The organism is Ottowia oryzae (genome assembly GCF_003008535.1).
Lineage (GTDB): Bacteria > Pseudomonadota > Gammaproteobacteria > Burkholderiales > Burkholderiaceae_C > Ottowia > Ottowia oryzae.
Map to the genome: position 1 here is coordinate 2,070,465 of NZ_CP027666.1, position 24,294 is coordinate 2,094,758.

Annotated in this window: 23 protein-coding genes and 1 riboswitch; of the genes, 19 read left to right on the plus strand and 4 right to left on the minus strand. The window is 68.2% G+C overall.

What is annotated here, in order from left to right; genetic code table 11:
* Positions 1-90 precede the first annotated feature (90 nt).
* Both hemN and C6570_RS09645 read left to right on the plus strand, forming a co-directional pair.
* Positions 91-1,473, plus strand: a complete 1,383-nt coding sequence (hemN, locus tag C6570_RS09640) for an oxygen-independent coproporphyrinogen III oxidase (protein ID WP_106703010.1) — start codon at positions 91-93, stop codon at positions 1,471-1,473.
* Positions 1,473-2,174 (plus strand): sulfite exporter TauE/SafE family protein, encoded by a 702-nt coding sequence (locus C6570_RS09645; RefSeq protein WP_106703011.1) that lies wholly within the window; start codon positions 1,473-1,475, stop codon positions 2,172-2,174. Before hemN ends, C6570_RS09645 begins: the two co-directional genes overlap by 1 nt.
* 67 nt (positions 2,175-2,241) lie before the next feature.
* On the opposite strand, the gene C6570_RS09650 is transcribed toward C6570_RS09645, so the two are convergent.
* From C6570_RS09650 to C6570_RS09660, 3 genes are all read right to left on the minus strand, one after another.
* Positions 2,242-3,063 (minus strand): sulfite exporter TauE/SafE family protein, encoded by an 822-nt coding sequence (locus C6570_RS09650; RefSeq protein WP_106703012.1) that lies wholly within the window; start codon positions 3,061-3,063, stop codon positions 2,242-2,244.
* A 425-nt stretch (positions 3,064-3,488) separates the two neighbouring features.
* The gene (locus C6570_RS09655) at positions 3,489-3,833 is read right to left on the minus strand and encodes a cell division protein ZapA (protein ID WP_106703013.1); all 345 of its coding nucleotides are present in this window, start codon (positions 3,831-3,833) and stop codon (positions 3,489-3,491) included.
* Entirely contained in the window at positions 3,830-4,102 is a 273-nt protein-coding gene (locus tag C6570_RS09660; RefSeq protein ID WP_245896151.1) for a restriction endonuclease subunit S domain-containing protein, read from the minus strand. The genes C6570_RS09655 and C6570_RS09660 overlap by 4 nt, the downstream gene beginning before the upstream one ends.
* A 72-nt stretch (positions 4,103-4,174) precedes the next feature.
* Positions 4,175-4,450, plus strand: a riboswitch (cobalamin riboswitch).
* Positions 4,451-4,538: 88 nt separating this feature from the next.
* Here C6570_RS09660 and C6570_RS09665 point away from each other — a divergent pair.
* From C6570_RS09665 to C6570_RS09740, 16 genes are all read left to right on the plus strand, one after another.
* Positions 4,539-6,392: a TonB-dependent receptor domain-containing protein gene (locus tag C6570_RS09665; RefSeq protein WP_106703014.1), complete on the plus strand. Its 1,854-nt coding sequence runs from the start codon at positions 4,539-4,541 to the stop codon at positions 6,390-6,392.
* A gap of 53 nt (positions 6,393-6,445) precedes the next feature.
* Complete coding sequence (locus tag C6570_RS09670) at positions 6,446-7,105, plus strand: bifunctional adenosylcobinamide kinase/adenosylcobinamide-phosphate guanylyltransferase (protein WP_106703015.1); 660 nt, start codon at positions 6,446-6,448, stop codon at positions 7,103-7,105.
* The gene (locus C6570_RS09675) at positions 7,102-7,983 is read left to right on the plus strand and encodes an ABC transporter substrate-binding protein (RefSeq protein ID WP_106703016.1); all 882 of its coding nucleotides are present in this window, start codon (positions 7,102-7,104) and stop codon (positions 7,981-7,983) included. Before C6570_RS09670 ends, C6570_RS09675 begins: the two co-directional genes overlap by 4 nt.
* 81 nt (positions 7,984-8,064) lie before the next feature.
* The gene (locus C6570_RS09680) at positions 8,065-9,111 is read left to right on the plus strand and encodes a FecCD family ABC transporter permease (RefSeq protein WP_211297583.1); all 1,047 of its coding nucleotides are present in this window, start codon (positions 8,065-8,067) and stop codon (positions 9,109-9,111) included.
* Complete coding sequence (locus C6570_RS09685; RefSeq protein WP_106703018.1) at positions 9,108-9,917, plus strand: ABC transporter ATP-binding protein; 810 nt, start codon at positions 9,108-9,110, stop codon at positions 9,915-9,917. Before C6570_RS09680 ends, C6570_RS09685 begins: the two co-directional genes overlap by 4 nt.
* 45 nt (positions 9,918-9,962) lie before the next feature.
* Positions 9,963-10,142, plus strand: a complete 180-nt coding sequence (locus tag C6570_RS09690) for a hypothetical protein (RefSeq protein ID WP_106703019.1) — start codon at positions 9,963-9,965, stop codon at positions 10,140-10,142.
* An 11-nt stretch (positions 10,143-10,153) separates the two neighbouring features.
* Positions 10,154-10,723: a cob(I)yrinic acid a,c-diamide adenosyltransferase gene (cobO, locus tag C6570_RS09695; protein WP_106703020.1), complete on the plus strand. Its 570-nt coding sequence runs from the start codon at positions 10,154-10,156 to the stop codon at positions 10,721-10,723.
* 47 nt (positions 10,724-10,770) lie between these two features.
* Complete coding sequence (locus C6570_RS09700; RefSeq protein WP_106703021.1) at positions 10,771-11,289, plus strand: methylated-DNA--[protein]-cysteine S-methyltransferase; 519 nt, start codon at positions 10,771-10,773, stop codon at positions 11,287-11,289.
* Between the two features lie 47 nt (positions 11,290-11,336).
* A complete protein-coding gene (gene bioB, locus C6570_RS09705; RefSeq protein WP_425437925.1) occupies positions 11,337-12,362 on the plus strand; it encodes a biotin synthase BioB in 1,026 nt (341 codons plus the stop codon).
* 398 nt (positions 12,363-12,760) lie between these two features.
* On the plus strand, positions 12,761-15,880 hold the full coding sequence (locus C6570_RS09710; RefSeq protein ID WP_106703023.1) for a LysM peptidoglycan-binding domain-containing protein: 3,120 nt from the start codon (positions 12,761-12,763) through the stop codon (positions 15,878-15,880).
* Between the two features lie 58 nt (positions 15,881-15,938).
* Positions 15,939-16,340: a hypothetical protein gene (locus C6570_RS09715; RefSeq protein WP_106703024.1), complete on the plus strand. Its 402-nt coding sequence runs from the start codon at positions 15,939-15,941 to the stop codon at positions 16,338-16,340.
* A gap of 175 nt (positions 16,341-16,515) precedes the next feature.
* Entirely contained in the window at positions 16,516-17,502 is a 987-nt protein-coding gene (cbiB, locus tag C6570_RS09720) for an adenosylcobinamide-phosphate synthase CbiB (protein WP_425437860.1), read from the plus strand.
* A gap of 146 nt (positions 17,503-17,648) precedes the next feature.
* Positions 17,649-20,087, plus strand: coding sequence for a tetratricopeptide repeat protein (locus C6570_RS09725; RefSeq protein WP_106703025.1), 2,439 nt, complete (start codon positions 17,649-17,651; stop codon positions 20,085-20,087).
* A gap of 118 nt (positions 20,088-20,205) precedes the next feature.
* Positions 20,206-21,288, plus strand: coding sequence for an aminotransferase class I/II-fold pyridoxal phosphate-dependent enzyme (locus C6570_RS09730; RefSeq protein ID WP_245896152.1), 1,083 nt, complete (start codon positions 20,206-20,208; stop codon positions 21,286-21,288).
* Positions 21,289-21,317: 29 nt separating this feature from the next.
* A complete protein-coding gene (locus C6570_RS09735) occupies positions 21,318-22,103 on the plus strand; it encodes a HipA family kinase (protein ID WP_106704625.1) in 786 nt (261 codons plus the stop codon).
* Positions 22,090-22,509, plus strand: a complete 420-nt coding sequence (locus C6570_RS09740; protein WP_106703026.1) for a DUF3037 domain-containing protein — start codon at positions 22,090-22,092, stop codon at positions 22,507-22,509. Before C6570_RS09735 ends, C6570_RS09740 begins: the two co-directional genes overlap by 14 nt.
* Before the next feature lie 251 nt (positions 22,510-22,760).
* Here the strand turns inward: C6570_RS09740 and C6570_RS09745 are convergent, their stop codons facing one another.
* Complete coding sequence (locus C6570_RS09745) at positions 22,761-23,783, minus strand: IPTL-CTERM sorting domain-containing protein (protein WP_106703027.1); 1,023 nt, start codon at positions 23,781-23,783, stop codon at positions 22,761-22,763.
* A gap of 152 nt (positions 23,784-23,935) precedes the next feature.
* Here C6570_RS09745 and C6570_RS09750 point away from each other — a divergent pair, with 152 nt between their 5' ends.
* Entirely contained in the window at positions 23,936-24,184 is a 249-nt protein-coding gene (locus tag C6570_RS09750; protein WP_106703028.1) for a hypothetical protein, read from the plus strand.
* Positions 24,185-24,294 lie beyond the last annotated feature (110 nt).

The window sequence follows — 24,294 nt, forward strand, 5'->3', positions numbered from 1 at the left end:
CAAGGCCGCGAGGGCGTGCGTCGGTCAAAGTAGCGGTTGTAACACCGCCTTTTCCTTTCAATCGCCGATTCGGCCGTCCATTCGCCCTCAATGTCCGCTATCACCACCGATCTGCTGACCCGGTTTGACGTGCCGGGGCCCCGCTACACGTCGTATCCCACGGCCGATCGATTCGTCGAGGCGTTCACCGCCGAGCAGTACGTTCAGGCGCTGGAGCAGCGCCGTGACGGCCCCGCCGCGCTGGCCCGGCCGCTCTCGCTTTACGTGCACATCCCGTTCTGCCAGTCGCTGTGCTACTACTGCGCCTGCAACAAGATCATCACGCGCCATCACGAGCGCAGCGCGCCATACCTGCGCTATCTGTCGCGCGAGATCGAGCTGCATGCGCGCCACCTGGGCGAAGGCCAGGCCGTCAGCCAGCTGCACCTGGGCGGCGGCACGCCCACGTTCTTCAGCGACGCCGAGTTGGCCGAACTGATGGGCGTGCTGCGCCGCCATTTCTCGCTGGTGCCTGGGGGCGAATACTCCATCGAGGTAGACCCGCGCACGGTGAACGCAGAGCGCCTGCAGGCCCTGGCGCAGCTGGGATTCAACCGCCTCAGCTTTGGCGTGCAGGACTTTGACCCGCAGGTGCAAAAGGCCGTGCACCGCGTGCAGCCCGCCGAGCAGGTGTTTGCCCTGGTGGAAGAGGCGCGCCGCATCGGCTTCGAATCCATCAACGTCGATCTGATCTACGGCCTGCCGCGCCAGACGCCGGAATCGTTCGACCGCACGCTGGCGCAGATGGCCCAGCTGCGCCCCGATCGCGTGGCCTTGTACGCCTACGCGCACTTGCCGGAGCGCTTCAAGCCGCAGCGCCGCATCCTGAGCGCCGACCTGCCCGGCGCCGCCAACAAGGTGACGATGCTCGCGCGTTCACTGGCTGCGCTGAAAGACGCGGGGTACGTCTACGTCGGCATGGACCATTTCGCCTTGCCCGACGACGCGCTGGCCGTTGCCAAGCGCCAGGGGCGGCTGCACCGCAACTTTCAGGGCTACAGCACCCAGCCCGATTGCGACCTGATCGGCCTGGGCGTGTCGGCCATCGGCAACGTGGGCGCCAGTTACAGCCAGAACGCCAAGACGCTGCAGGAGTATGAAGACGCGCTGGACCAGGGCCAACTGCCCATCGTGCGCGGTCTGGCTGTCACGCGCGACGATCTGCTGCGCCGCGCGGTGATCATGGCGCTGATGTGCCAAGGCGCGCTGTCGTACGAATCGATCGAACTGGCGCACCTGATCGACTTCAAGACCTATTTCGCCAAGGAACTGGTGGCCCTGGCGGTGATGCAGGAGCAGGGCCTCGTCACCCTGAACGATGCGGGCATCCAGGTGACCGACACGGGCTGGTTCTTCGTGCGTGGCGTGGCCATGGTGTTCGACAAATACCTGCAGGCCGACCAGGCCCGAGCCCGCTTTTCTAAAATCATCTGATGCAAAGCTCTCTGGCTGTCACCGCCTTGCTCATGGGTTTGGCGGGCGGCCCGCATTGCATCGCCATGTGCGGCGCGGCCTGCGCCGGCATCGGGCAGGCCGCGGCGCCGCGCAGTGCGCTGGCCATCGGGTTGTTTCAGTTGGGGCGCTTGATCGGCTATTCGGCGCTGGGCGCGTTCGCCGCGGCCACCATGCAGGGCCTGGGCTGGCTGACGGTGCAATCGGCCGCGCTGCGCCCGCTTTGGACCATGGTGCACGTGGCCGCCATCGCGCTGGGCTTGATGCTGCTGATCCTCGCACGCCAGCCCGTCTGGCTGGATCAGGGGGCGCGCCGCGTGTGGGCGCGCGTGCGCGGCGTCATGGCGCGGGCGGGCCTGGCCGCGCCGCTGGGCATGGGCGTGGCGTGGGCCTTGCTGCCCTGCGGCTTGTTGTATTCGGCGGTGATGGTCGCCGCCTTGGCGGGCACCGCGCCCGCCGGCGCCATGGTGATGGCACTGTTTGCCTTGGGCTCGGGCGTCACGCTGTGGCTGGGGCCCTGGCTGCTGCTGCGCTTTGGCGTCAACGGGCGAGATGCGTGGGCGATGCGTCTGGCCGGGCTGGCGCTGGCGGGCACGTCGGCATGGGGCTTGTGGATGGGCCTGGTGCACAACCAGGCGCCCTGGTGTGCGGTGCCGCCCGCGCATCAAATTGCTACAGTTTAAGTAGCTGCTGCCGCTAGTGCGGCGGGCGCTGGAGGCGCATTTGGCTTGATGTCGGGCGGGCGGCCGATCACGCGATGGCGGTCACACCCTTGTAGAGCATGTAGGCGGCCAGCGCGTACAGAATCGCCGCGAACACCCGCTTGAGCTTTTTCACCGGCAGCGCGTGCGCCGCCTTGGCGCCCACCGGTGCCATCAGCACGCTGCAACAGGCGATCACCGCCAGGCCCGGTAGCCACACGTAGCCCAGGGAATAGGGCGGCAGGCCCAGCGCGCCTTGCCCGGCGATCACGTAGCCGATCACGTTGGCCACGGCGATAGGAAAGCCCAGCGCCGCACTGGTGGCCACCGCGTTGTGAATGGGCACATTGCACCAGGTCATGAAAGGCACGCTCACGAAGCCGCCGCCCGCGCCCACCAGGCCAGACAGAAAGCCAATCACCCCGCCGGCGCCCAGCAGCCCCGGCGTGCCCGGAATGCCGCGGGTGGGGGCGGGCTTCTTGTCCAGAAACATCTGCGTGGCCGAAAACCCGACGAACGCGGCAAACACCAGCGCCAGGGCCGACCCCTTGAGCACCGCAAACACCCCCAGGCTGGCCGCCAAGCCGCCCAGCACGATGCCCGGCGCCAGGCCCTTGACGATGTCCCAGCGCACCGCGCCTTTCTTGTGGTGCGCACGCACGCTGCTGATCGAGGTGAAGATGATGGTCGCCATCGACGTGGCGATCGCCATCTTGACCGCCAGCCCCGCATTGACCCCACGCGCCGCCAGGATGGCCGAGACGAAGGGCACCATGACCATGCCGCCGCCCACGCCCAGCAAGCCGGCCAGAAAGCCCGCGCCCAGGCCCAGCAGCGCCAGTTCAACAACGATCAGGGGTTCGAATGGCACGGCAGCGTCCGGCGGGTTTGAGCATCCAATCGGCCCGGAGCGCAGGTGCGACAAGCGGCAGCAGCTATTGAAAACCTAGCAAAGCCGTGCGGGGGACGAGGCGGGAGGAAATAAGGTGTCTGCGAATGCCACCGAGCCGTCATCCTGAACCGGGGGTTCAGGTGGGCGAGGTCAGTACTGGCCTTGGGTTCATCTGACGCGAGATGATCACGCTGGCCAGACAATGTTCCAAGCCCGTGCTCAATGAGCATTGGTTCAAGGAAATATAAAGCCCGGCGTGCACCGCAGACAGGGGCTATTTTAAGTGAATCGGCGCTGGTTCGCAGGCGCTTTGCACACTGAAATGGCATCGCAGGCTTGGCGTTTCGCGCCTCAGCGCTGTGATGCACGTCAGCCTCGATGGTGTGTTGCGCACGCCGCCTTCTTCAGATCAACCGGCCGTCGTCGCCTAACGCCTTGTCCAGGCGCGAGAGCAGGGCGCCCAGCGTGGCTTGCTCGGCCACGCTCAGCGCGGGCGGTTGGGGTTCGGCAGAGGCTGCGGCGCTGCCGGCGGACGCGTCGTTGGCTGGGGGCGCGTCGGTCAGCTCATACGCCATGTTCAGCGCGGCCAGCACGGCGATGCGGTCGCGTGCCTTGATCTTGCCGCCGTCGCGGATCTTGCACATGGCCGCATCCACGCGTTGCACCGCGGCTTGCAGGCGTGCCTCGCCACCGTCGGGCGCGCCCAGCAGGTAGGCCTGGCCCATGATCTTCACTTCGATCTGCTTCATGCCACGTCGCCTTCGCTTGGACTGTCGCTGCCGCCGTGGGGGTTTTGGGTGCGGGCCACGCCAGCGCCGGCCCCGGTGGGCAGGCGGTCGATCAGCGCATCGACGCGCGCACGCGCTGCGTGCAGGCGGGATTTGAGGCTATCGCGCTCCTGTGTCAGCGCCTGGATTTGCTGGGCCAGCAAATCGTTGGTGCGCTGCAACTCCTCGTGACGTACGAGCAGGCGTTCAACGCGTTCGGCAATCTGTTCTATCAGGGGCGGGGTCGTCATGTGCGCGCATGCGGCTCGGGGCAGGTGGGGCCATTGTAGGCGGGTGAATAGCCGGGCCGCGGCGGGGCTGCACTTACAATCGCTTTCGTTGGTGCTCGCGTGCGGTGGTTCACACCCGCGCAGTTCAACGGGAAGCAGGAGGGCGCCAGCGCATCGCGCGCCAAGCCTAACCTGCGCTGCCCCCGCAACGGTAAGCGAACGGTGGCTGGCTTCATTTTCACGAAGCTGGCGCACTGGCTTCTGCCTCACACAGCCACTGGCGCGCTGCCATCCGCAGCGCCACCGGGAAGGCGAGTGCCGGAAGTGACCTTCGCCAGCCCGGATACCGGCCAACAAGGAGGGAGTGCGCGCCTGCGGCAACGCGGGGGAGTGCCCCGTGTTTTGCCCCATAGGCCGGCGGGGAAGCTGGCAGGGGCGTGTTTCTCGTGCCCATCCCATGATTCACCGTTTGCCCTGTTTCCGGCTGGCAGCCTTGCCGCTGGCTTTGTCCTGCGCGCTGCCCGTGTTGGCCCAGACCTCTGCCGTTCCCTCTGACGCCGTGCTCGTCGCGCAAGCCAGCGCGCCCAGCCTGCCCGACACGGTGGTCACGGCCACCCGCGTCGCGCAGCCCTTGACCGATGTGTTGGCCGATGTCACGCTGATCGACCGCGAGCAGGTTGAACGCAGCGGCGCCGTCAACGTGTCTGACTTGCTGCAACGCCAGGCGGGCATCGAGATGTCGCGCAACGGCGGCCCCGGCACCACCACCAGCCTGTACATGCGCGGCGCCGAAACGCGCTTTACGGCCGTGTACATCGACGGCGTGCGGGTGGACACGCAATCCACCGGCGGCGCGCCGTGGGAATCGATCAACCTGGCGCAGGTGGACCGCATCGAGATCGTGCGCGGCGCTGCGGCGGCGGTGTACGGCTCGGACGCCATTGCGGGCGTCATCCAGATCTTTACGCGCAAGGGCGAAGGCCCGTTCACGCCTTATGTGGGCGTCGGCGTGGGCAACCAGGGCACGCGCAAGGCCGAAGCCGGCTTCAGCGGCAAGAACGGCGCGGTGGACTACGCGCTGGGCTTCAGCCATGCGCGCAGCACCGGCTTCAACAGCCGCCCCGCTGCCAACCCTGACCGCGACGGCTACCGCGACAGCGGCGTCACCGGCCGCGTGGGCGTGCAGCTGAACGACGCGCACCGCCTGGAAGCCAGCGGCACCTACAGCCGCGTGAAGGCGCAGTACGACGGGTTCAAAGCGGGTCAGAACGACGTGGGCGACAACCGCCTGGGCACCCTCGGCGCCGCCTGGGCCGCGCAGTGGACCAAGAACTACAGCACGCGCCTGTCGGTCAACGAGTCGCGCCAGCGCTACGAAACCACGCCCGACCCCTACCGCACCGAAACCACGCTGCGCAACTACCTGTTCCAGAACGAATGGCGCTCGGGCGCCCATCTGGTGACTGCCGCGCTGGAGCGCCGTGAAGACCACCTCACCAACAGCCCCATCGACCAGGGCCGCCACCAGAACGCGATCGCGCTGGGCTACGGCTTCACCCAAGGCGCGCACACGCTGCAGGTCAATGTGCGCCACGACCGCGACAGCGAATTCGGCGGCCAGAGCACCGGCGGCGTGGCCTACGGCTACGGCTTCGCGCCTGGCTGGCGCGTGACGGCCGCGGTGGGCACCGCCTTCCGCGTACCCACGCTGTACCAGCGCTTCAGCGAATACGGCCAGCCCGCGCTGCAGCCCGAAAAAGCCCGCAATATGGAATTGGGCCTGCAATGGGCCCAAGGCGGCAGCCGTTTTGGCGTGGTCGCCTACCAGAACAAGGTGCGCAACCTGATCACCTTTGGGTCCGCCGGCGTATGTTCGTCATCGTTTGGCTGCTATGAAAACACGGGCCGCGCCAAGCTGCGCGGCGTGACGATTTCTGGCGCGCACAAGTTCGGCGGCGTGAACCTGGGCGGCTCGCTGGACCTGCAGGACCCGAAAGACGCCAAGACCGGCAAGACCCTGGGCCGCCGCGCCAAGCAACTGCTCAAGCTGAACGCCGACACCCGCGTGGGCGACTGGACGCTGGGCGCCGAATGGCAGGCCGTGGGCAAGCGCTGGGACAACGCGGCCAACACCAACAAGCTGGCCGGCTACGGCACCGTCAACCTGTACGCCACCGCCACGCTGGCGCGCGAGTGGACGCTGCTGGCGCGCATCGACAACATCGGTGACCGCGACTACCAACTCGCGCGTGGCTACGCCACCGCCGGCCGCACCTTCTACCTGGGCCTGCGCTGGACGCCCCGGTTCTGATCGTTGATGAGCCCAATCGCCCTCCGGCGCCCATTCAGACTGCGCGAGCAGCTATGAAACCTGTAGTGGGCGATTTCGCTGGGGGCGCCACCGGGCGCGTGCGACGGGGGCGCGCCGTGACAGCCACCGCCCGCTTCGCCCGCCGCGAACTCATCCTGGGTGGCCAGAAAAGCGGCAAATCGCGCCGCGCCGAAGAGTTGGCCGCCGATTGGCTGGCGGCCGACGCCGGGCACCAGGCGGTGCTGATCGCCACGGCCGAGGCGCACGACGACGAGATGCGTGCGCGCATTCTTCGCCACCAGCAAGACCGCGCGCTGCGCGTGCCCGCCTTGCGCACCGCGCACGCCTCGCGCGACCTGGCCGCCGCGCTGGCGGCGCTGTCGCAGGCCGATACGCTGGTGGTGGTCGATTGCCTCACACTCTGGCTGACGCATTGGCTGATGCCGTACACCGCCGAAGATGCTGAGCCAAACAAGGCGCCAGCGCCCGACTGGCCTGCGCAGCAAGCTCACTTTTTTGAAGCGCTGGCGGGCGCCGCCGGGCCTGTGGTGCTGGTCGGCAACGAAATCGGGCTGGGCGTGATTCCGCTGGGGCGCGAGGTGCGCCAGTTCGTGGATGCGCTGGGCATGCTGAACCAAGGCGTGGCCGCCGCCTGCGACCGCGTGACGTTGATGGCGGCGGGCCTGCCGCTGTGCTTGAAAGGATCGACATGAAGCGCTGGCTGTTCGCCTGCCTGATGGCTTGCCTGGTCTGCCTACCCGCCTGGGCCTACGAGGTGACCGACGACACCGGCAAGACGGTGCATTTCGACCACCCGCCGCTGCGCGTGGTGTCGCTGCTGCCCTCGCTGACCGAAACGCTGTGCGAGCTGGGCGCGTGCGAGCGCCTGGTGGGGGTGGACCGCTATTCCAACTGGCCCGCCATGGTCAAGAAGCTGCCGCAGGTGGGCGGCGGGCTGGACCCGAATGTGGAGGCGGTCGTCGCCCTCAAGCCCGATCTGGTGCTGATTTCAGTGTCCAGCCGCGCTGCGGACCGGCTGCGCGGCCTGGGCCTGCGCGTGCTGCAGATGGAGCCGCGCACCTCCGCCCAGGTGCGCCAGGTCACCACGCGGCTGGCCACGGCGCTGCAGCTGGACACAGCCGAGCGCGTGCTGCGCAACCTGGACGCGGGCGTCGAAGCGGCGGCGCAATCGGTGCCGCCCAGCCTGCGCGGCCAGCGCGTGTACTTTGAAGCCGCCGGTGGCCCCCACGCGGCGGGGCCGCAGTCGTTCATCGGCGAGATGCTGGCCCGGCTGGGCCTGGCCAACATCATCGGGCCAGAGCTGGGGCCGTTTCCGCGCATCAACCCCGAACTGGTGGTGCGCGCCGACCCAGATCTGATCATGGTGGGCGCCCGCAGCGTGCGCGAGCTGGTCGCCCGCCCGGGCTGGAACCAGCTGCGCGCCTTGCGCGAGCAGCGCATGTGCGTCTTCTCGCCCGACGAGGTGGACATATTGGTGCGCCCCGGCCCGCGCATGGCCGAGGCCGCCCGCCTGATGGCCCGCTGCGCGGTGGAAAAGGGCTTGCGTGGCCCGCGCGAGGGGGCGCGTTGAGCGTCTTTGCGTGCGCGTTTGTGAACGGACAGGTCGCCCGATCTTCGTTGGGCCCGCTTGCGCCCCATGCCAACTGACCCCATGAGCGCCGTGCCTGGCCGCCCCAACCAAGCCGCTGCCGAAGGCCACGCGCAGCGGCTGCGCCGCCGCTGGCTGGGGCCGGCGCTGGTGGTGCTGTCGGCACTGGCCATCGCGCTGGGCGCCAGCGTGGGCAGCACCGGGCTGGATGCGCTGTGGCGCGCCGCGCAAGACCCGGTGGCGTGGCAGATCGTGATGGACATCCGCCTGCCGCGCACCTTGGGCGCCTGGCTGACGGGCGCGCTGCTGGGCCTGTCGGGCGCGGTGGCGCAGGGCGTGTTCCGCAACCCGCTGGCCGATCCGTTTCTGCTGGGCAGCGCCTCGGGCGCGGTGCTGGGCGTGGCGCTGCTGTTGGCGCTGATGGGCGCGCCGGTGTCATCGGCCAGCTGGCTGCTCAAGATGGGCATGACCGGCGCGGCTTTCCTGGGCGCGCTGGGCGGCGTGCTGCTCACGCTGCTGCTGGCGCAAGGCGTGCAGCAAACGCTGCGCCTGCTGCTGGCGGGCGTGGTGGTGGGCTATGTGCTGGGGGCGGTGAAAGACCTGGTCACCCTGGCGGTGCCGGACGTGCTCAGCAGCATGCTGGGCTTTGTGCTGGGCAACACCAGCTTGCTGGGCTGGAACGCCTGCGCCTTGCTGGCGCTGGTGCTGGTGCCCCTGCTGCTGGTGGCCGCTGCATCGGCCCGCGTGCTGGACGGCCTGAGCCTGGGCGAAGCCACCGCGCAAAGCCTGGGCCTGCCGCTGGCGCCGCTGCGCGCCGTGCTGGTGGCCGTGCTGGCCCTGGGCACCGGGGCGGCGGTGGCGCAGGCGGGGCTGATCGGCTTCGTCGGCCTGGCGGCGCCGCACCTGGTGCGCAGCCTGGTGCGCGTTACACACGGGCCGCTGCTGCTGCTGTCGGCGCTGGCCGGTGGCTTGCTGCTGTCGGTGGCCGACATCATTGCGCGCGTGGTCATCGCTCCGCAAGAGCTGCCGGTGGGCGTGCTGACCGCCGTGCTGGGCGGCACCTACCTGCTGTGGCTGATGTACCGCCGCACGCGCGCGGGGCAATCATGACCTTGCCTGCTGCGAAAAACATAGCTGTTGGCGCTCAATCAGCGGGCACCAGCATCGGAAATCACCCCGTATTGGGGCCCTTGGCGCTGGTGCTGCCCGCGGGCCGCTGGACGGCCATCGTCGGGCCCAACGGCGCGGGCAAATCCACCTTGCTTCGCGTGTTGGCCGGCCTGCTGCACACGCAGGGGCCCGTCACGCTGGCCGGGTGGCCGCTGGGGCAATGGCCGGCGCGCGAACGTGCCCGCCAGCTGGCCTGGCTGGGCCAGACCGAGGCCGGTGCCGAAGACCTGCGCGCCTACGACGTGGCGCTGCTGGGGCGGCTGCCGCACCGCGCCTGGCTGGCGCCGCCTTCCGCCGCCGACCACGCCGCCACCCGCGCCGCGCTGGAGGCCACGCAGGTCTGGCCCTTGCGCGATCGGCGCCTGGGCGCCTTGTCGGGCGGCGAACGCCAGCGCGTGCTGCTGGCGCGCCTGCTGGCCGTGCAGGCGCCCATCTGGCTGATGGACGAACCCCTGGCGCACCTCGATCCGCCCCACCAGGCCGACTGGCTGGGCGTGGTGCGCGCCCACGTGGCTGCGGGCGGCACCGTGGTCAGCGTGCTGCATGAGCTGGGCATGGCCCTGCAGGCCGACGACTTGCTGATCGTGAAAGACGGCGCCATCGCGCACCACGGCGCCTGCGCCAGCGCAGACACCCACCGCGCGCTGCAGGCGGCGTTTGACGAGCGCGTCAGCGTGCACCAGGTGGGCGACCAATGGGTCGCGCTGCCCGAGGCGACGCCGCGGCCGCCCGCCCGGGCACGCTGACTGTCATGACGCCGCACCCTCATCCGGCTGCAGAGGCCGTTGGCTATGCCGACTGAATCCGCGGACCAAGCGGTGGCGGGGCAAGCCCGGCCGCGCGGTTTGGCGGCGCCGCACTACCTGTATTCCAACGACCAGCCGCACCTGTTCTACCGCAGCGCCTGGAGCGGCTTTGACACCTGGTCGTATGACTTTTCCACCGGCCATTGGGTCTTTCAACCCGACTGAGGCACACACCCATGCAGATCGAAAACGCCCCCACTGAACGCACCACACCCAAGCCCGAGGGCGAGCGGCGCGGCCTCGTCATCGTGCACACCGGCGATGGCAAGGGCAAGAGCACCGCCGCCTTCGGGCTGGCCCTGCGCGCGCACGGGCGCGGCAAGTCGGTGAAGATCTACCAATTCATGAAGGTGCCCAGCGCGCGCTTTGGTGAACACCGCATGTTCGAGCAGCTGGGCATTCCCATCGAAGGCTTGGGCGATGGCTTCAGCTGGAAGAGCAAAGACCTGGACCACTCCGCGCAGCTGGCGCGCGACGGCTGGGAAAAGGCCAAGGCCAGCATTCTGTCGGGCGAGCATTTCATGGTGACGCTGGACGAAATCACCTACCCGCTGATCTACGGCTGGCTGCCGCTGGACGACGTGCTGAACACCTTGCGCACGCGCCCGAAGGACGTGCACGTGGTGCTGACCGGCCGCCGCTGCCCGCCGGAATTGATCGAGCTGGCCGACACCGTGACCGAGATGACGCTGATCAAGCACGCCTTCAAGGCCGGTGTGCCCGCGCAGCGCGGCATCGAAGACTGACCCAGGCACACTGGCGCCCTGGCCCGATTCCTGCCAACCAGTCCGCCATGCCCTTGATTGAACACCGCTACGCCAGCCCCTTGGGCGAAATGCTGGCCATTGCCTCGCCCGCCGGCTTGTGTCTGCTGGAATTCGTGGGGCAGGGCGGCGTGGCGCGCGAGCAGGCGCAGGTGCAAGCCGCGCGCGGCGGGGCGCCTGCCCGCCCCGGTGCCAACGCGTTGACCGAGCAGCTGGGGCGCGAGCTGGCCGAGTATTTCGCCGGCCAGCGCCAGCGCTTCGACGTGCCGCTGGACCTGGTTGGCACGCCGTTTCAGCTGCGTGTGTGGCAGGCGCTGCTGGCCATTCCCTACGGCCACACCTGCAGCTACGGCCAGCAGGCGCAGCGCATCGGCCAGCCCACGGCCACGCGGGCGGTGGCGGCCGCCAATGGGCAGAACAAGGTGTCGGTCATCGTGCCTTGCCACCGCGTGATCGGCAGCAACGGCACACTGACGGGCTACGGCGGCGGACTGCCGCGCAAGCAATGGCTGCTGTCGCTGGAAAGCGGCGAGCGCCCTCTGATCTGAACGCTTTTCTCTAGGAGCATCTACCCATGATTTCCACCGCCGACTCGCTGGAGCACCCCATCACCCTTCATCCGCGCCGCCCCGTAGCGCCTTCAGCCGCGCCTGCGGCGGCGGGCGCCGAGCGCTGGAGCGTGGATGCGATCGAGGCGCTGCTCAACCTGCCCTTCAACGACTTGATGTGGCAGGCGCAGCAGGTGCATCGCCAGCACTTCGACCCCAACGAGGTGGAATTGGCCACGCTGCTGTCGGTCAAGACCGGCGGCTGCCCGGAAGACTGCGGCTACTGCCCGCAATCGGTGCATTACGACACCGGCGTGAAGGCTGAGAAGCTGATGGCCAGCGGTGAAGTGCGCGCCGCGGCCGAGGCGGCGCGCCATGCGGGCGCCACGCGCTTTTGCATGGGCGCCGCCTGGCGCGCACCGAAAGACCGCGACATCGACGCCGTGGCCGAGCTGGTGCGCACGGTGAAAGACGTGGGCCTGGAAGCCTGCGTCACCCTGGGCATGCTGGCCGACGGCCAGGTAGAGCGCCTGCGCGACGCGGGGCTGGACTACTACAACCACAACCTCGACTGCGCACCGGATTTCTACGGCGAGGTGATCAGCACGCGCGACTACCAAGACCGGCTGGACACGCTGGAGCGCGTGCGCGGCGCGGGGGTCAAGGTGTGCTCGGGCGGCATCGTCGGCATGGGCGAAAGCCGCCGCCACCGCGCAGGGCTGATCGCCCAGCTGGCCAACCTGCCGGAATACCCCGAAAGCGTGCCCATCAACCACCTCGTCAAGGTGGAGGGCACGCCGCTGGCCCAGCAGCCCGATCTGGATCCCTTTGAATGGGTGCGCGTGATTGCTGCCGCCCGCATCACCATGCCCACCGCCCGCGTTCGCCTGTCGGCCGGCCGCCAGCAGCAGGGCGACGCAGTGCAGGCGCTGGCGTTCCTGGCGGGCGCCAACTCGGTCTTTTACGGTGACAAGCTGTTGGTCACCGGCAACCCCGACGTGGCCGCCGACCGCGCGCTGTTTGACCGCCTGGGCATGAGCAGCCGCGCGGGTGTTCCGGGCATGGGCGTTTGATGAGCGGGCGCCTGCGGCGCGGGGCATTCCGCTGGCGCGCAGCAGCGCCCGTTCGGGCAGTGAGGGGATAGGGCGCGCCAGCTTGCCTGGCGCCGGGGCGCAGTCGGCGGATTTCCCCATGATTTATGCCTCTGGCGCTTGCTGAACGGGCGCTGGGTGCTATGGATAGTGAAGCAACTCGCAGCATCTCCGGTCGAGTGCGCAATGCGCTCCACCGGTTCATGACAGTGTGATGACGAATAGGCTGGTAACGATCCCAATGGGAACGGCACCAGCTTACGAACCACGGCCGTTCTTCCTAGACTGAAAGCCTCGACATCCGCCGCTGCCTTGCCAGTGCGACGGACGAGGCGCACCGCGCAGCTGGCGCAGTACGTGTCTTAACCTGGGAAGCCGCCATGGGCCCGACCGTCACGCAAGTTCCTGTCAAGCAAACCCCTGCGCCACCATCGCCGCCCCCGCCACCGCGCAAGGACGTGGACCCAGCCGTGCGGCAACCTGATCTGCACCAGGGCAAGACGGAAGTCCCGCCGCCAGAGCGGTACGTCGTGCACGAGGTGGAACAAGGCGAAACGCTGACTGAGGTTTCGCGCCGCTACCAGACCACGGTGCCCCTGCTGCAGGCGGCGAATCCGCAGCTCAGCGGGCCGGACCAGCTGGAGATTGGCCAGAAGATCAACGTGCCGCTGGGCGCCGACTATGGGCGCGAGCCGACGCCCGACGTGGTCGAGCCGGGTCAGACGCTGGCCGAGCTGGCGCGCGAGCACCCGGGCGTCAATGTGCAGGACATCGCCGGCGCCAACCGCCACCGCATTCCCAACCCCGATCGCATCCGCGTGGGGCAGCAACTATGGGTGCCTGCCGAACGGCCCGCGACGCCGCTGGAGCAGAAGGTGCAAGGCACCGACGACGCGGCGGCCGAGCTTGAGCGCGCGCAAAAGGCCTACGACGCATTGCCCTCCGGCACAAACGGCGGCGTGCGCACCGAGGTGTACCAGGGTGTTCAGCACGCCACCGACAAGCTCAAGACGGCGGTGCAGGGCGAGTTGGACGAACGCGTGAAAGGCGCGCTGCCGAGTGGCACCAAGCCGACCGAGGACGACTATCAAAGGGCTGGCCAGCAGATCAAGGAGCGCTACCAGTCCGACCCGCTGGCCACGCAGCGCCTTGAGGGCGCCTTGACCAGCCTCGCGGGCGACCGCTTTCGCGCCAGCCCCGCCGGCCAGGCGCAGACCTTGATCCAGCAGGCGCGCGGTGCAGGCGATGTGCCCAAGCAGGTGGCCGAGCTGAATCAGCGCCTCAAGGGCGCGCCGCCAGAAGTGCGCGATGCCGTGCTGAACGGCGAAGGCGGCAAGAAGTTCTTCCAGGACGCGGCGGCGTGGGCCACCGAGCCGCTGGCTGGTGGCAGCGCAAGCCAAGCCGACGAAAAGGCGCGAGAGGAATTCAACGCCGCAGGCCAGCAGGCGCCCGGCGCCGTGACGATGGAGCGGCTGGAGCAGCTGACCCAGGGGGTGGACCCGGCGCTGGCTGCCCAGCTGACCGGCGAAGCCATTCCAACGCTTGAGAAGTACGTCAACGACTACCGCGCCGAAGTCAGCGGCCAGCCCTTGGGGCAGGCAGGCATGGCCAACCTGCTCAAGGTGCTGGACCGCGGCGCCGACACGCCCGCAGGCCAGGCCAACCTGGACAAGGTCGCCCAGCTGGGGCTGTATACCCGCGATGCGATTCGCCTGCATGTGTCGGGCGGCGGCAGCCCCGCGTATGCGGTGGCGCTGGCTAAACACGCCAAGGTGGATGCGGCCACCGTGCTGCAAGAGGCTTACGACGGCGCGGCCGGGTACTGCGCCCAGATCGCCGATACGGCCAAGGCATACAGCGCGCACGTCGATGAGCTGGGCTGGCTGGTGCAGAACCACGGCGGCGCGATGACGCCGGAGCAATTGCAGCAAGCGATTGCCGACTACACGAAGGAAAAAGGCCCAGACTGGGACGCCAAGGGCAAGGAGTTCCAGAACACGCTGGCGGCGCAGGGCGAGACATTGCAAAAGCAACTGTTGGCCTTGCAGCAGTTGCCCGCGGGTACGCCGGGGCGAGAAGAAGCGCTGACCGCCGCACTGAACGACCCGGCCAGCAGCCTGGCCCTCAACACGGCGTGGGAGAAAAACCCCGAGCTGCTCAAAGGCGTGCAGGGCGATCGCCTACTGGCCTTCTTTGCCGACCCCACGGTGAAGGGCTCGGCCAAACTGCTGGACACCGGCCGCAAGCTGTTGACAGACCTGACCACGCAGTTCGTGAAGCGCAATGTGCTGAGCGAACTGGAGACCTTCAACCCGAACGACCCGGCCAGCGTGCAAAAGACGCGCGACGCCGTCAGCAAGCTGCGCAACTCGAACCTCGCGCAACTTTTGGGTGTGTCGACCAAGGAGATGGACCAGGCCACAGATGCCCTGACCAAGTCGATGCCCAGCGCCGGCGACAGCGCCGACGATATCGCGCGCAAGATGCGCACGCTCAATACCGAGCTGGAAGCCATCGGAGACCAAGTCGAAGGCCGGTTGGGGTTTGACCCGGCAGATTCGAAGCGAGGCCTGAAGGCGTTCGACAAGAGCACCGTCTCGGGGCAGGTGCTGCGCGGAGTTGGCATGTTGCTTGGCGGCGTGGGCATGATGGCGTCTGCCACCGCTGTGGTGAACGACCCGTCGCTGAAAAGCTGGCAAGCTGACGGGCGACGGCCTTGGCATGACGCAAAAGGGCCTGGAGCTGGCCGTGGGCATGGGCAAGCTGGACGAGGCTTCGGTGCTGGGCAAGGCGGGGTCCTCGCTGGTGGGCCGCCTGCTGGGCGCGGGCATGGCCGTGTTCGATCTGTGGTCTGCCGCCGAGTCCGCGCAGAGCGGCGACTACACCAGCGCGGGGCTCTACGGCGCAGGCGCCGCCGGGGGTGTGATGGCCGCGCTGTTCACCGGGCCGGTCGGTTGGGCGGGCCTGGCTTTGGTGGGCATCTCGGCTGCCGGGCTGGCGATCTGGGGCGGGGTGAAAGAGTCGCGCAAACACGAGCCAGACAGCGACGGCGGCACCTCCATGCGCTTTCTGCAGCACGCCGGCCTGACCGAGCAAGGTGCCCGCGCACTGACCGACCAGAGCGGGGAAGGCTACAGCGTGGTGCCACTGCTCAGCCGCTACGCGCAGCTCAAGGGCATGAAGCTGGAAGACCCACAGCAACAGCAGAAGCTGGTCAACTGGATCAACGGCATGTCGGCAGACCAACTGGCTGCACTGCGCAACAACCTGCACCACACGGCGGACGATTTCGATGGCGATCCTTCCCGCCTCCCGCTGACCGCAGACAGCGACCGATTGGAAGTGCCGGACATTGCCAGCCGCCCATGGTTCACGCGCTTTGGGGACCGGGGGCCGAAGTCCATCGCGCAACTGGAAGCACAGCTTGCGGTGCTGCAGATCCCGACGCTGGCGCCCTGAAAGCCGCCCCGCGCCTTGGCCGTGGAACAATGGTTGGATGAGTCAGATCGCCACCCCGATGCCAGCCGCCGAGGCGCTTGCTGACGCGGCGCAGTGCCCATGACCGCCGGCGGACCGGCCACCTTGTTGGCCAATGCGTTTCGGCTTCGCTGCCCGCATTGCGGCTTGCAGGCCATGTCGGCTGGGCGCAAATGGCGGCTGACCATGGCGGGTTGGGACCAGCCCGTGGCCTGCCAAGCGTGCGGGCAGCAGGTGCAGGTGCAGAGTTTTTCCGTCATGGCCTGGACGGCGCCCTTCATCTTCCTGTGCGTGTGCGCGGCGGTGGCACTGGCTTTCCGGTGGATGTCGGTGGACTGGGCGGTCGCGCTGCTGGTTTTGTCCGGCTTGGTCGCGCTGGCAGGTTTATTGTTTGGCATTCCGCTGGGTCGCAAGGGCCGCACTGACGAGCAACTTGTTCAGCGCGCCCGGGCGGCCGCGTCTGCCAACGGCCCACGAGCTTAGGGTGCGCGTGGGCCAGCGCCCGTGTGGCCCGACGGTAAGGCGCGCGGGCATCGCGACCGCCTTGGTGAGGCATCGCTGAGGCCGCAGCCAGCACTGCGCAGGCGCTAAGAGACAATCCGCCCATGCCCGTGCTTGCCCCCATCCACCTCCGCTTGCCTAATCTCGCCGCCCAGCCATGGCGTTGAGCTGGGGCGGCGGGATGCCAGGCGATTCCGCCCAGGCGGTGCTGCTGGCTTGCGCCCCGGCGCTGGCGATCGCGGTAGACCGTTTGCTGGGCGAGCCCGGCCTGCGCTGGCACCCGGTGGTATGGATGGGGCGCTACCTGGCGTGGGCGGGCGAGCGCTTGGCGCCCCGCGTGGGGGCGCCTCAGGTGCGGTCCGATTCACAGGTGTTTTGGGCTGCAGCGCTGGCCTGGTGTGCGGCGGCAGCTATCATTGTTGTAGTAACCTGGCTTTTTCAGGCTTGGGTGCTGACTGAGCCTGAGTGGCTGGCCGCCCTGGCGCTGGGCCTCTTTCTCAAGCCGCTGTTGTCGTGGGCAATGCTGCACGACGAGGTGCTGGGCGTTGAGCGTGCCTTGGCCGATTCTCTGCCCGCGGGCCGCGCCCAGCTCTCGCGCCTGGTCAGCCGCGATACGGCGGCGCTGTCGCCCACCCAGGTGCGCGAAAGCGCCATCGAGAGCCTGGCCGAGAACCTGAACGATTCGGTGGTGGCGCCGCTGTTCTGGTTTGCGCTGCTGGGCCTGCCCGGCGCGGCGCTGTTTCGCTTTGCCAACACCGCAGACGCGATGTGGGGCTATCCGGGCGAGCGCGGCGGGCGCGTTTGGGCGTACGCAGGCAAGTGGGCGGCGCGCGCCGACGATGTGTTGGCGTGGATACCTGCGCGCATCACGGCCGCGTTGATCTGGCTGGTGGGCGGCCTGCGCGGGGGCGCGCGCCTGCGCAGCGAAGCAGCGCGCACGCCGTCGCCCAACAGCGGCTGGCCGATGGCCGCCATGGCGCTGGCGCTGGGCGTGCAATTGCGCAAGCCGGACGTCTACACGCTGAACGCTGGCGCGCGAGCGCCCGAAGCCAGCGACCCGCTGCGCACCTGCGCGATCGGCTCGCGCGTGGTGCTGGTGGGTACCTTGGCTACTTGCGCGGCCATGCTCTGCGCGCTGATCTGAAGCCGCCAGGCGGCAGGGCCGCACCTGGATTTTGCTGAGCCAGTCACTCGAGCAGGGGGGCAGCGATGCCCTTCCGCGCCCCGCCGGCTGGGCACAATAGCCCTTTCTTTGCTTGAACCCGTCGCGGCCCTGGCGCGCGATCACCCATGAGAAAGTCTTCCGTTCTAACGCCTGGTAGCGTCGATGCGTGGCTGCATCAGGCATTCGCCCTGCATCAACAGGGCCAGCTCGGCCAAGCGCGTGCTTTGTATGAGCAGGTGCTGGCGCGCCAGCCCGCACACGCCCAGGCGCTGTATCTGCTGGGTACGCTGGCGCTGCAGGCCCGCGACATGCGCCTGGCGGAAACGATGCTGAGCAAGGCTGCGCGGGCCAATCCGCGCCATGTGCCGACCCTCATCAACCTGGCGATGGCGCTGTCGCAGCTGGACAAGCACGCAGCGGCCTTGGAGGCTGTCGAGCGCGCGCTGGCGTTGGAGCCCACCTCCGTGCCTGCCCGCGGCGCCAGGGTGGGCATGCTGGTGCGTGCGTCGCGGGCAGCCGATGCCCTGCGTGAGGTCGACGCGCTGTTGGCGGCCGGCGTTCAAAGCGCCGAGCTGTGGGTCAACAAAGGGATTGCGCACAACGAATTGGGCCAGGCGGCAGAGGCCGAGCGGTGTTTTGACCATGTCCTGTCGCTCGCGCCCAACCACCCCGATGCGCAATCGCAGAAGGTCAAACTGCTGATCGCACGCGAGCGCTATGACGATGCGCTTGAACTGGTCGACCGCGTCCTGGCCACGGCGCCCAACGATGCGCAAGCGCACGCCAACCGGGGTCACGTTCTGGTGGAGCTAAGGCGCTACGCAGACGCAGTCGAAGCGTGTAGCCGTGCCTGTGCGATTGAAGTCAGTGTCGATCGCCTAACCAGATTGTCCACGGCTTTGTGCCTGGCGGGCCGGATGGACAAGGCAGAAGCGGCCATCCGGCAAGCCAGGGCGTTGGATGCGGACTACCCGCCGCTTTGGGTTGCCGCAGGGGTCGTGTTGGCCTCACTGGGCGATTACGCTACCGCGGCGCTCAACTTCGACCGGTTTCTTCGGGTGCGAGGGAATGAGGACAAGGTACTTTTGCTGAAGGCTGATGCGTTGATTCAGGCCAAGTCCTACGCTGCAGCGATAGAGTCCCTTGCGCTTTGCTCCATTGAAACACCTGCCGCCTTGTCGCAAAGCGTGTATGCCAAGCTGATGATCGCGGATTGGCAAGACATCGAGCGTCCGATAGCGCAGCTGCTGGGCAATGTGCGCGAAGGCGAGGGGGTTTACGTACCCTTCTTCCTTCTGCCGATTGCCGATGATGCCGCCCTCATGCATTCGGTCGCTCGGGCCTATGCGCGTGGCACCGAGTGCGATACCGCGGGCCAGCGCAGCGTTGCACCAACGCGCGGCAAGAAGCTGCGCATCGGCTACTTCTCGGCCGACTTTCACAACCACGCCACCTGCATGCTCATGGCCGAGATGCTGGCCGCGCACGATCATGAGCGCTTCGAGGTCTACGGCTTTTCCTTCGGGCCGACTGAGCGCGACGCGATGACCGATCGCATCGCGCCCTGCTTCGATCAATTCCTGTACGTGAAGGATTGGAGCATCGACCGCATTGCTGCGCAGGCGCGGCAACTGCAGCTGGACATCGCCATCGACCTGAAGGGCTACACGCAACACGGCCGCCAGCAGTTGTTTGCAGAGGGCTGCGCGCCCGTGCAGGTCAGTTACCTGGGCTACCCCGGCACACTGGGCAGCGCCTGCATGGACTACATCATTGCCGACCCCACGGTGATTCCGCCCGAGCACGAGGCGCACTTCTCCGAAAAAGTGGTGCGCATGCCGCACAGCTACCAGTGCAACGACAGCCAGCGCCGCATCGCCGAAGATGTTTTTACGCGCGGTGAGCTTGGGCTGCCCGAATCGGCTTTCGTCTACGTGTGCTTCAACAACACCTACAAAATCCTTCCCGAGGTTTTTGCCCGCTGGATGCGCATCCTGCAGGCCGTCCCAGGCAGCGTGTTGTGGCTGTACCAGGGCACGCCCGAGGGCGCGGACAAGCTGCGCGGGCACGCGGCCGCAGCAGGGGTGGACCCGCAGCGGCTGGTCTTTGCACCGAACTTGCCGGCGGACCAACATTTGTCGCGCCTGCGCCATGCCGACCTGTTCCTCGACACGCTGCCTTGCAACGCCCACACCACCGCCAGCGATGCGTTGTGGGCGGGCGTGCCTCTGCTGACCTGCTTGGGCAACGCGTTCCAGGGCCGTGTGGCGGCCAGCCTGCTGCGGGCGCTGTCGCTGGATGAATTGGTCACCACCCATCTGGACGACTACGAAGCCACCGCGATCGACCTGGCCCGTTCGCCCGAGCGTCTGGCAGCGCTGCGCGCCAGGCTTGCCGCCCAGCGGCAGACCTCGTCGCTGTTCGACGGCAAGCGTTTTGCCCGAAATCTGGAATCCGCGTTCATCACCATGGCCGACCGGCACTACGCCGGTTTGCCGCCCGTCGCATTCGACGTGCAGGACGCAGGCACAGCGAACCCTGGGGGCGTCGTTGCAACGAGTTGACGATGGCGAGACCCGCTGGCGCTGAGGCCCACGATGCCTTCATCGGGCACGGGTGTGCGGCGGGTGTATTTGTGGGTCAAATCGACCGCTACCGCAGGTGCATCCAGCGCTGAGTGCTATGAAAATTGAACCCTTCAAGGCCGCCGATCAGGCGCCAGCGCTGGCCGACGCGGCAGGTCAGTTTGGCGGCCACCTGCTTGAAACCACCCACGGCGGGCCGGATGCACTGGGCGTGCCTGCACACGACTTTTCCACCAACGCCAACGCCTGCGGGCCGTGCCCTGATGCGCTGGCGGCTGTGCAGCAAGCCGATTTCGCGCGCTACCCTGATCCGAGCTACGCCGCGCTGCGCAGGCAGCTTGCGGGCTTTCACGGCGTGGCGCCCGAGCGCGTCGTGATCGCGGCCAGCGCCAGCGAATTCATCCACCGCATCAGCGCGCTGGCGCACCGCGCGGGCCTGCGGTGCGCGACCATGCCGCCGCACGCCTATGGCGACTACGCGCGCGCCGCGTCGGTGTGGGGTTTGACGTGCGAGGGCGCGGGCCGGAGTACCGGCGCACCCGCATTGCTCTGGGCGTGCGAGCCATCCAGCCCCCTGGGCGTCGCAGACGATGCTTTGGCGCATTGGTCGGGCGACAGCGCCAAGCCCGGCGACGTGCGCGTGCTGGACTGCGCCTACGCCCCGCTGCGTCTCGTGGGCCAGTCGCCGACGGTTCCTCTCGATGTATGGCAGCTATGGACGCCCAACAAGGCGCTGGGCCTCACCGGCGTGCGCGCCGCCTACGCTGTTGCGCCCGACGGTGCCCAGGCCGCCGCTGCTGAGGCGCGGGCACCTTCCTGGCCGCTGGGCGCAGATGGTGTGGCCATGCTCAATGCCTGGGTGGAAGAGGGCGCCCAAGCCTGGCTGGCCAATTCCCTGGCGACGCTGCGCGCCTGGAAGTCCGAGCAGGTGGCGCTGTGCACCGGGCTGGGCTGGCATCTCGTACCTCGCAGCGTAGCCAATTTCTTTGTCGCGCGGCTGCCGCTGCCTGAAAGCCATACGGCTCCAGTACTTGAGCGCCTGAGGGCGCAGGGGGTCAAGCTGCGCGACTGCGCTTCCTTCGGACTACCGGGCCATGTGCGCCTGGGCGTGCTGCCGCCCGCATCGCAGCAGGCGCTGCGGGCGGCCTGGCTGGCCGCCACTTCGGCGCGGCCCGGCTAACATGCCGCATGAATTCTGCATCGCCACCCCTGCGCACCGTGCGTGTGCGGCGCTACGTCACCCCGCTGCGTGAAGGCGGCTCGCTGCCGGCCGTGGTCGAGGCCGACGACCAGGGCCTGTACGTCCTGAAGTTTCGCGGCGCGGGCCAGGGCGTGCGGGCCCTCATGGCCGAGATCATCTCTGGCGGCATCGCCCGCGCCGTCGGGCTGCCGGTGCCTGAAGTGGTGCTGGCCGGTCTGGATCCGGCGCTGGCACAGACCGAGCCCGACCCTGAAATCCAGGACCTGATCCGCGCCAGCGCGGGCATCAACGTGGGGCTGGATTACCTGCCCGCCGCCGTCAACTTCGACCCCTCGGCGGATCAGGTGACGGACGACTTCGCCTCGCGCCTGGTGTGGTTCGACACGCTGGTCAGCAACGTGGACCGCACCGCGCGCAACACCAACCTGCTGATGTGGCACCGCCAGCCGTGGTTGATCGACCATGGCGCCAGCCTGACCTTTCACCACGCCTGGAACGGCACCGTGGCCGACCCCGGCAAACCCTTCGCGCCCATCGCCGAACATGTGCTGTTGCCGCGCGCCAGCCAGCTCGCCGAGGCCGACGCCGCCTTGGCGCCGCGCCTGTCCGGCGAGGTGCTGCAAGGCATTCTGAACGGCGTTCCGGACGAGTTTCTGAACCTGGCCGCCGCGGATCGGCAGGATGCCGCACTGGCCGATCCGGCAGCGCACCGCACCGCCTACCTGCGCTATTTCCAGGCGCGCCTGGCCGACCGTGCGCGTTGGTTGAAAGGGGCGATCGATGCACGCGGCTGACGTTTACGACTACGCCATCGTGCGCGTGGTGCCGCGCGCCGAGCGCGAGGAATTCATCAACGTCGGCGTCATCCTCTCGTGCCAGCGCGCCGGCTTTCTGGAAGCGGCCATTGAGCTGGACGAGGCGCGGCTGCTGGCGCTGGACGCGCACGCCGATCTGGACACCGTGCGCCGCCATCTGCGCGCCATCGTCGCGATCTGCGCAGGGCTGCCCGAGGGCGGCCCCATCGCCCAATTGCCCTACCGCGCGCGCTTTCACTGGCTGACCGCGCGGCGCAGCAGCATCATCCAGACTTCACCCGTTCACACGGGGCTGTGCACCGGCGCAGAAGCGGGCACCGCGCTGCAAACCATCATGACGCGCATGGTGCGGCGCCCGGCCGCGCCCCGGCCGCCGACGGTTTGAGGCCACAGGCCCTCTCATGCCGCATGGCTGGTTTCTTTGCGCACGGTGCGGTGCGGCCATCCGTATGGGCTGACCACAAGGCGCTACCGATTTGCTATTGATTGTGTAGCTGCCTGCGCAGTTGGGGCAAGCGCTGGCGGTCGATTCGACTCGAAAGCCATGGTCCTGAACCGCTGCCAGCGTTTCGATCTTCTGCTGTTGCAGGCCAACGAACCCGGCCCGCACAGCTTGCCAACCAGGGTCGCAGCGCGTCAGTGTGAGGCGCGGCGGTGCAGGCCAAACACGCCCAGCAGGCCCGAAAGCGCCAGCAGCGCCCAGCCGCCCAGCGCAGGCACCGCCACGACGTCGTCGTCGGTGATTGTGACAGTGGCCGTACCGTTGGTTGTGCTGGGGATGTAGCCGTTGCCAGCTGCCACTGTGAGGGTGGCGGTCACGCTGCCATCGCCCACGTCGGTGTTGGCCACAGCGGTCACGGTGCAGGGCGTGGTCGAACTGGTGGCACCGGCGGCAATGACCACCGGGCTGGCGCAGCTGACGGTGTAGCGTGAGCCAGATGCTGGCAGCGTCAGGTTGACCGACAGGCCGCCGGCCGGGGCAGCGGTGGAACTGGTCACCGTGCACGCCGATACTTGCCCAGCGGAATCGGTCAGCGATGCGGCGGAGCAGGCGATCGAGACGGTGGGCGTGATGTCGATCAGCCGCACGTTGTCAATGAAAGCGCCCACCGGGCCGCCCGGCGCGGTGGCGGCAAAGCGAACGGCGGTGGACGCCGCCGAGGCCACGAACTGCATCGTTTGCGCGTTCCACCAGTTGGCGGGCAAGGCGTCCGCGGTGCCGATGCCCGTGGGTACGCTGGACCCCGTCGGCGCGCCGTTGATCAGCACGTTGTAGGTCGTGGTGACGTTGCTGGCCATGCCGTAGTGGCGCGAGTCGTACCAGTCCAGCTGATAACGGTGACCGGGCACCAGCGTGACGGTCTGCTCGATCCAACCTGGGTTGCTGCCATTCAGGTCAATCACCTGGTTGCCATCCTGCGCGCGGGTGCTGGCAGCAGGCCAGCCGTGCAGGCTCACATCGTTGGCTGTCCAGGCCGTCAGCGCCACGGCGTTGGTCCATGGACTTCCGATAGGCCCAGGATCGGCACCCTGCCAGCCGGTTGGGACAGGCGATTCAAAGCTGCCGTTGACGATCAGGTTGGTTTGCGCATGGGCCGAGCCCAGGCAAGCCGCCAAGCCCAGCGTGACCACGCTGGCGATACGGTAAGACACGGACATGCTCCAACTCCCTTGCTTCTTGGATGGTGTTTTTTGCGACGGACGTCCAAGACCGGATGGGCGGCCGCCATGGCGCGGTGCGACAGCGACCCGTTGGCCGGCACAGCGCGCGGGCCATTGTAGGAAATTGGCGATTACCGGTTTGCATACCCATGCTGGTAGGGCTGGAGTTTGAGCGGCCGTGGATCGAGCAGGAGCGCCTGCCGTGGCGCCGTGTCAGCAAGGTCGTGGCGGGCGGCGGTGGCGGGCGCGGGACGTGGACGCGTGGCTGCCGCGTGCGGCTGTGGCTGGTGGGTGGCGGCTCGGAGGTCAGCGCGTTCGACCCCCGCATGCCGCGCGCGCAGTGCGAGGCGATCCGCGATCGGCTCGAAGCAGCGCGGCGCGCGGCCACCGGCGCGTGATGACTGACTTTGCGCGCTCTCACTCAGGTGGCGGCCATTCGCTGTGGACAATCACCCGCCATGAACTTCACGCCTTGCCCGCTGCCTCTGCGACATGCTGTCACCGGCCA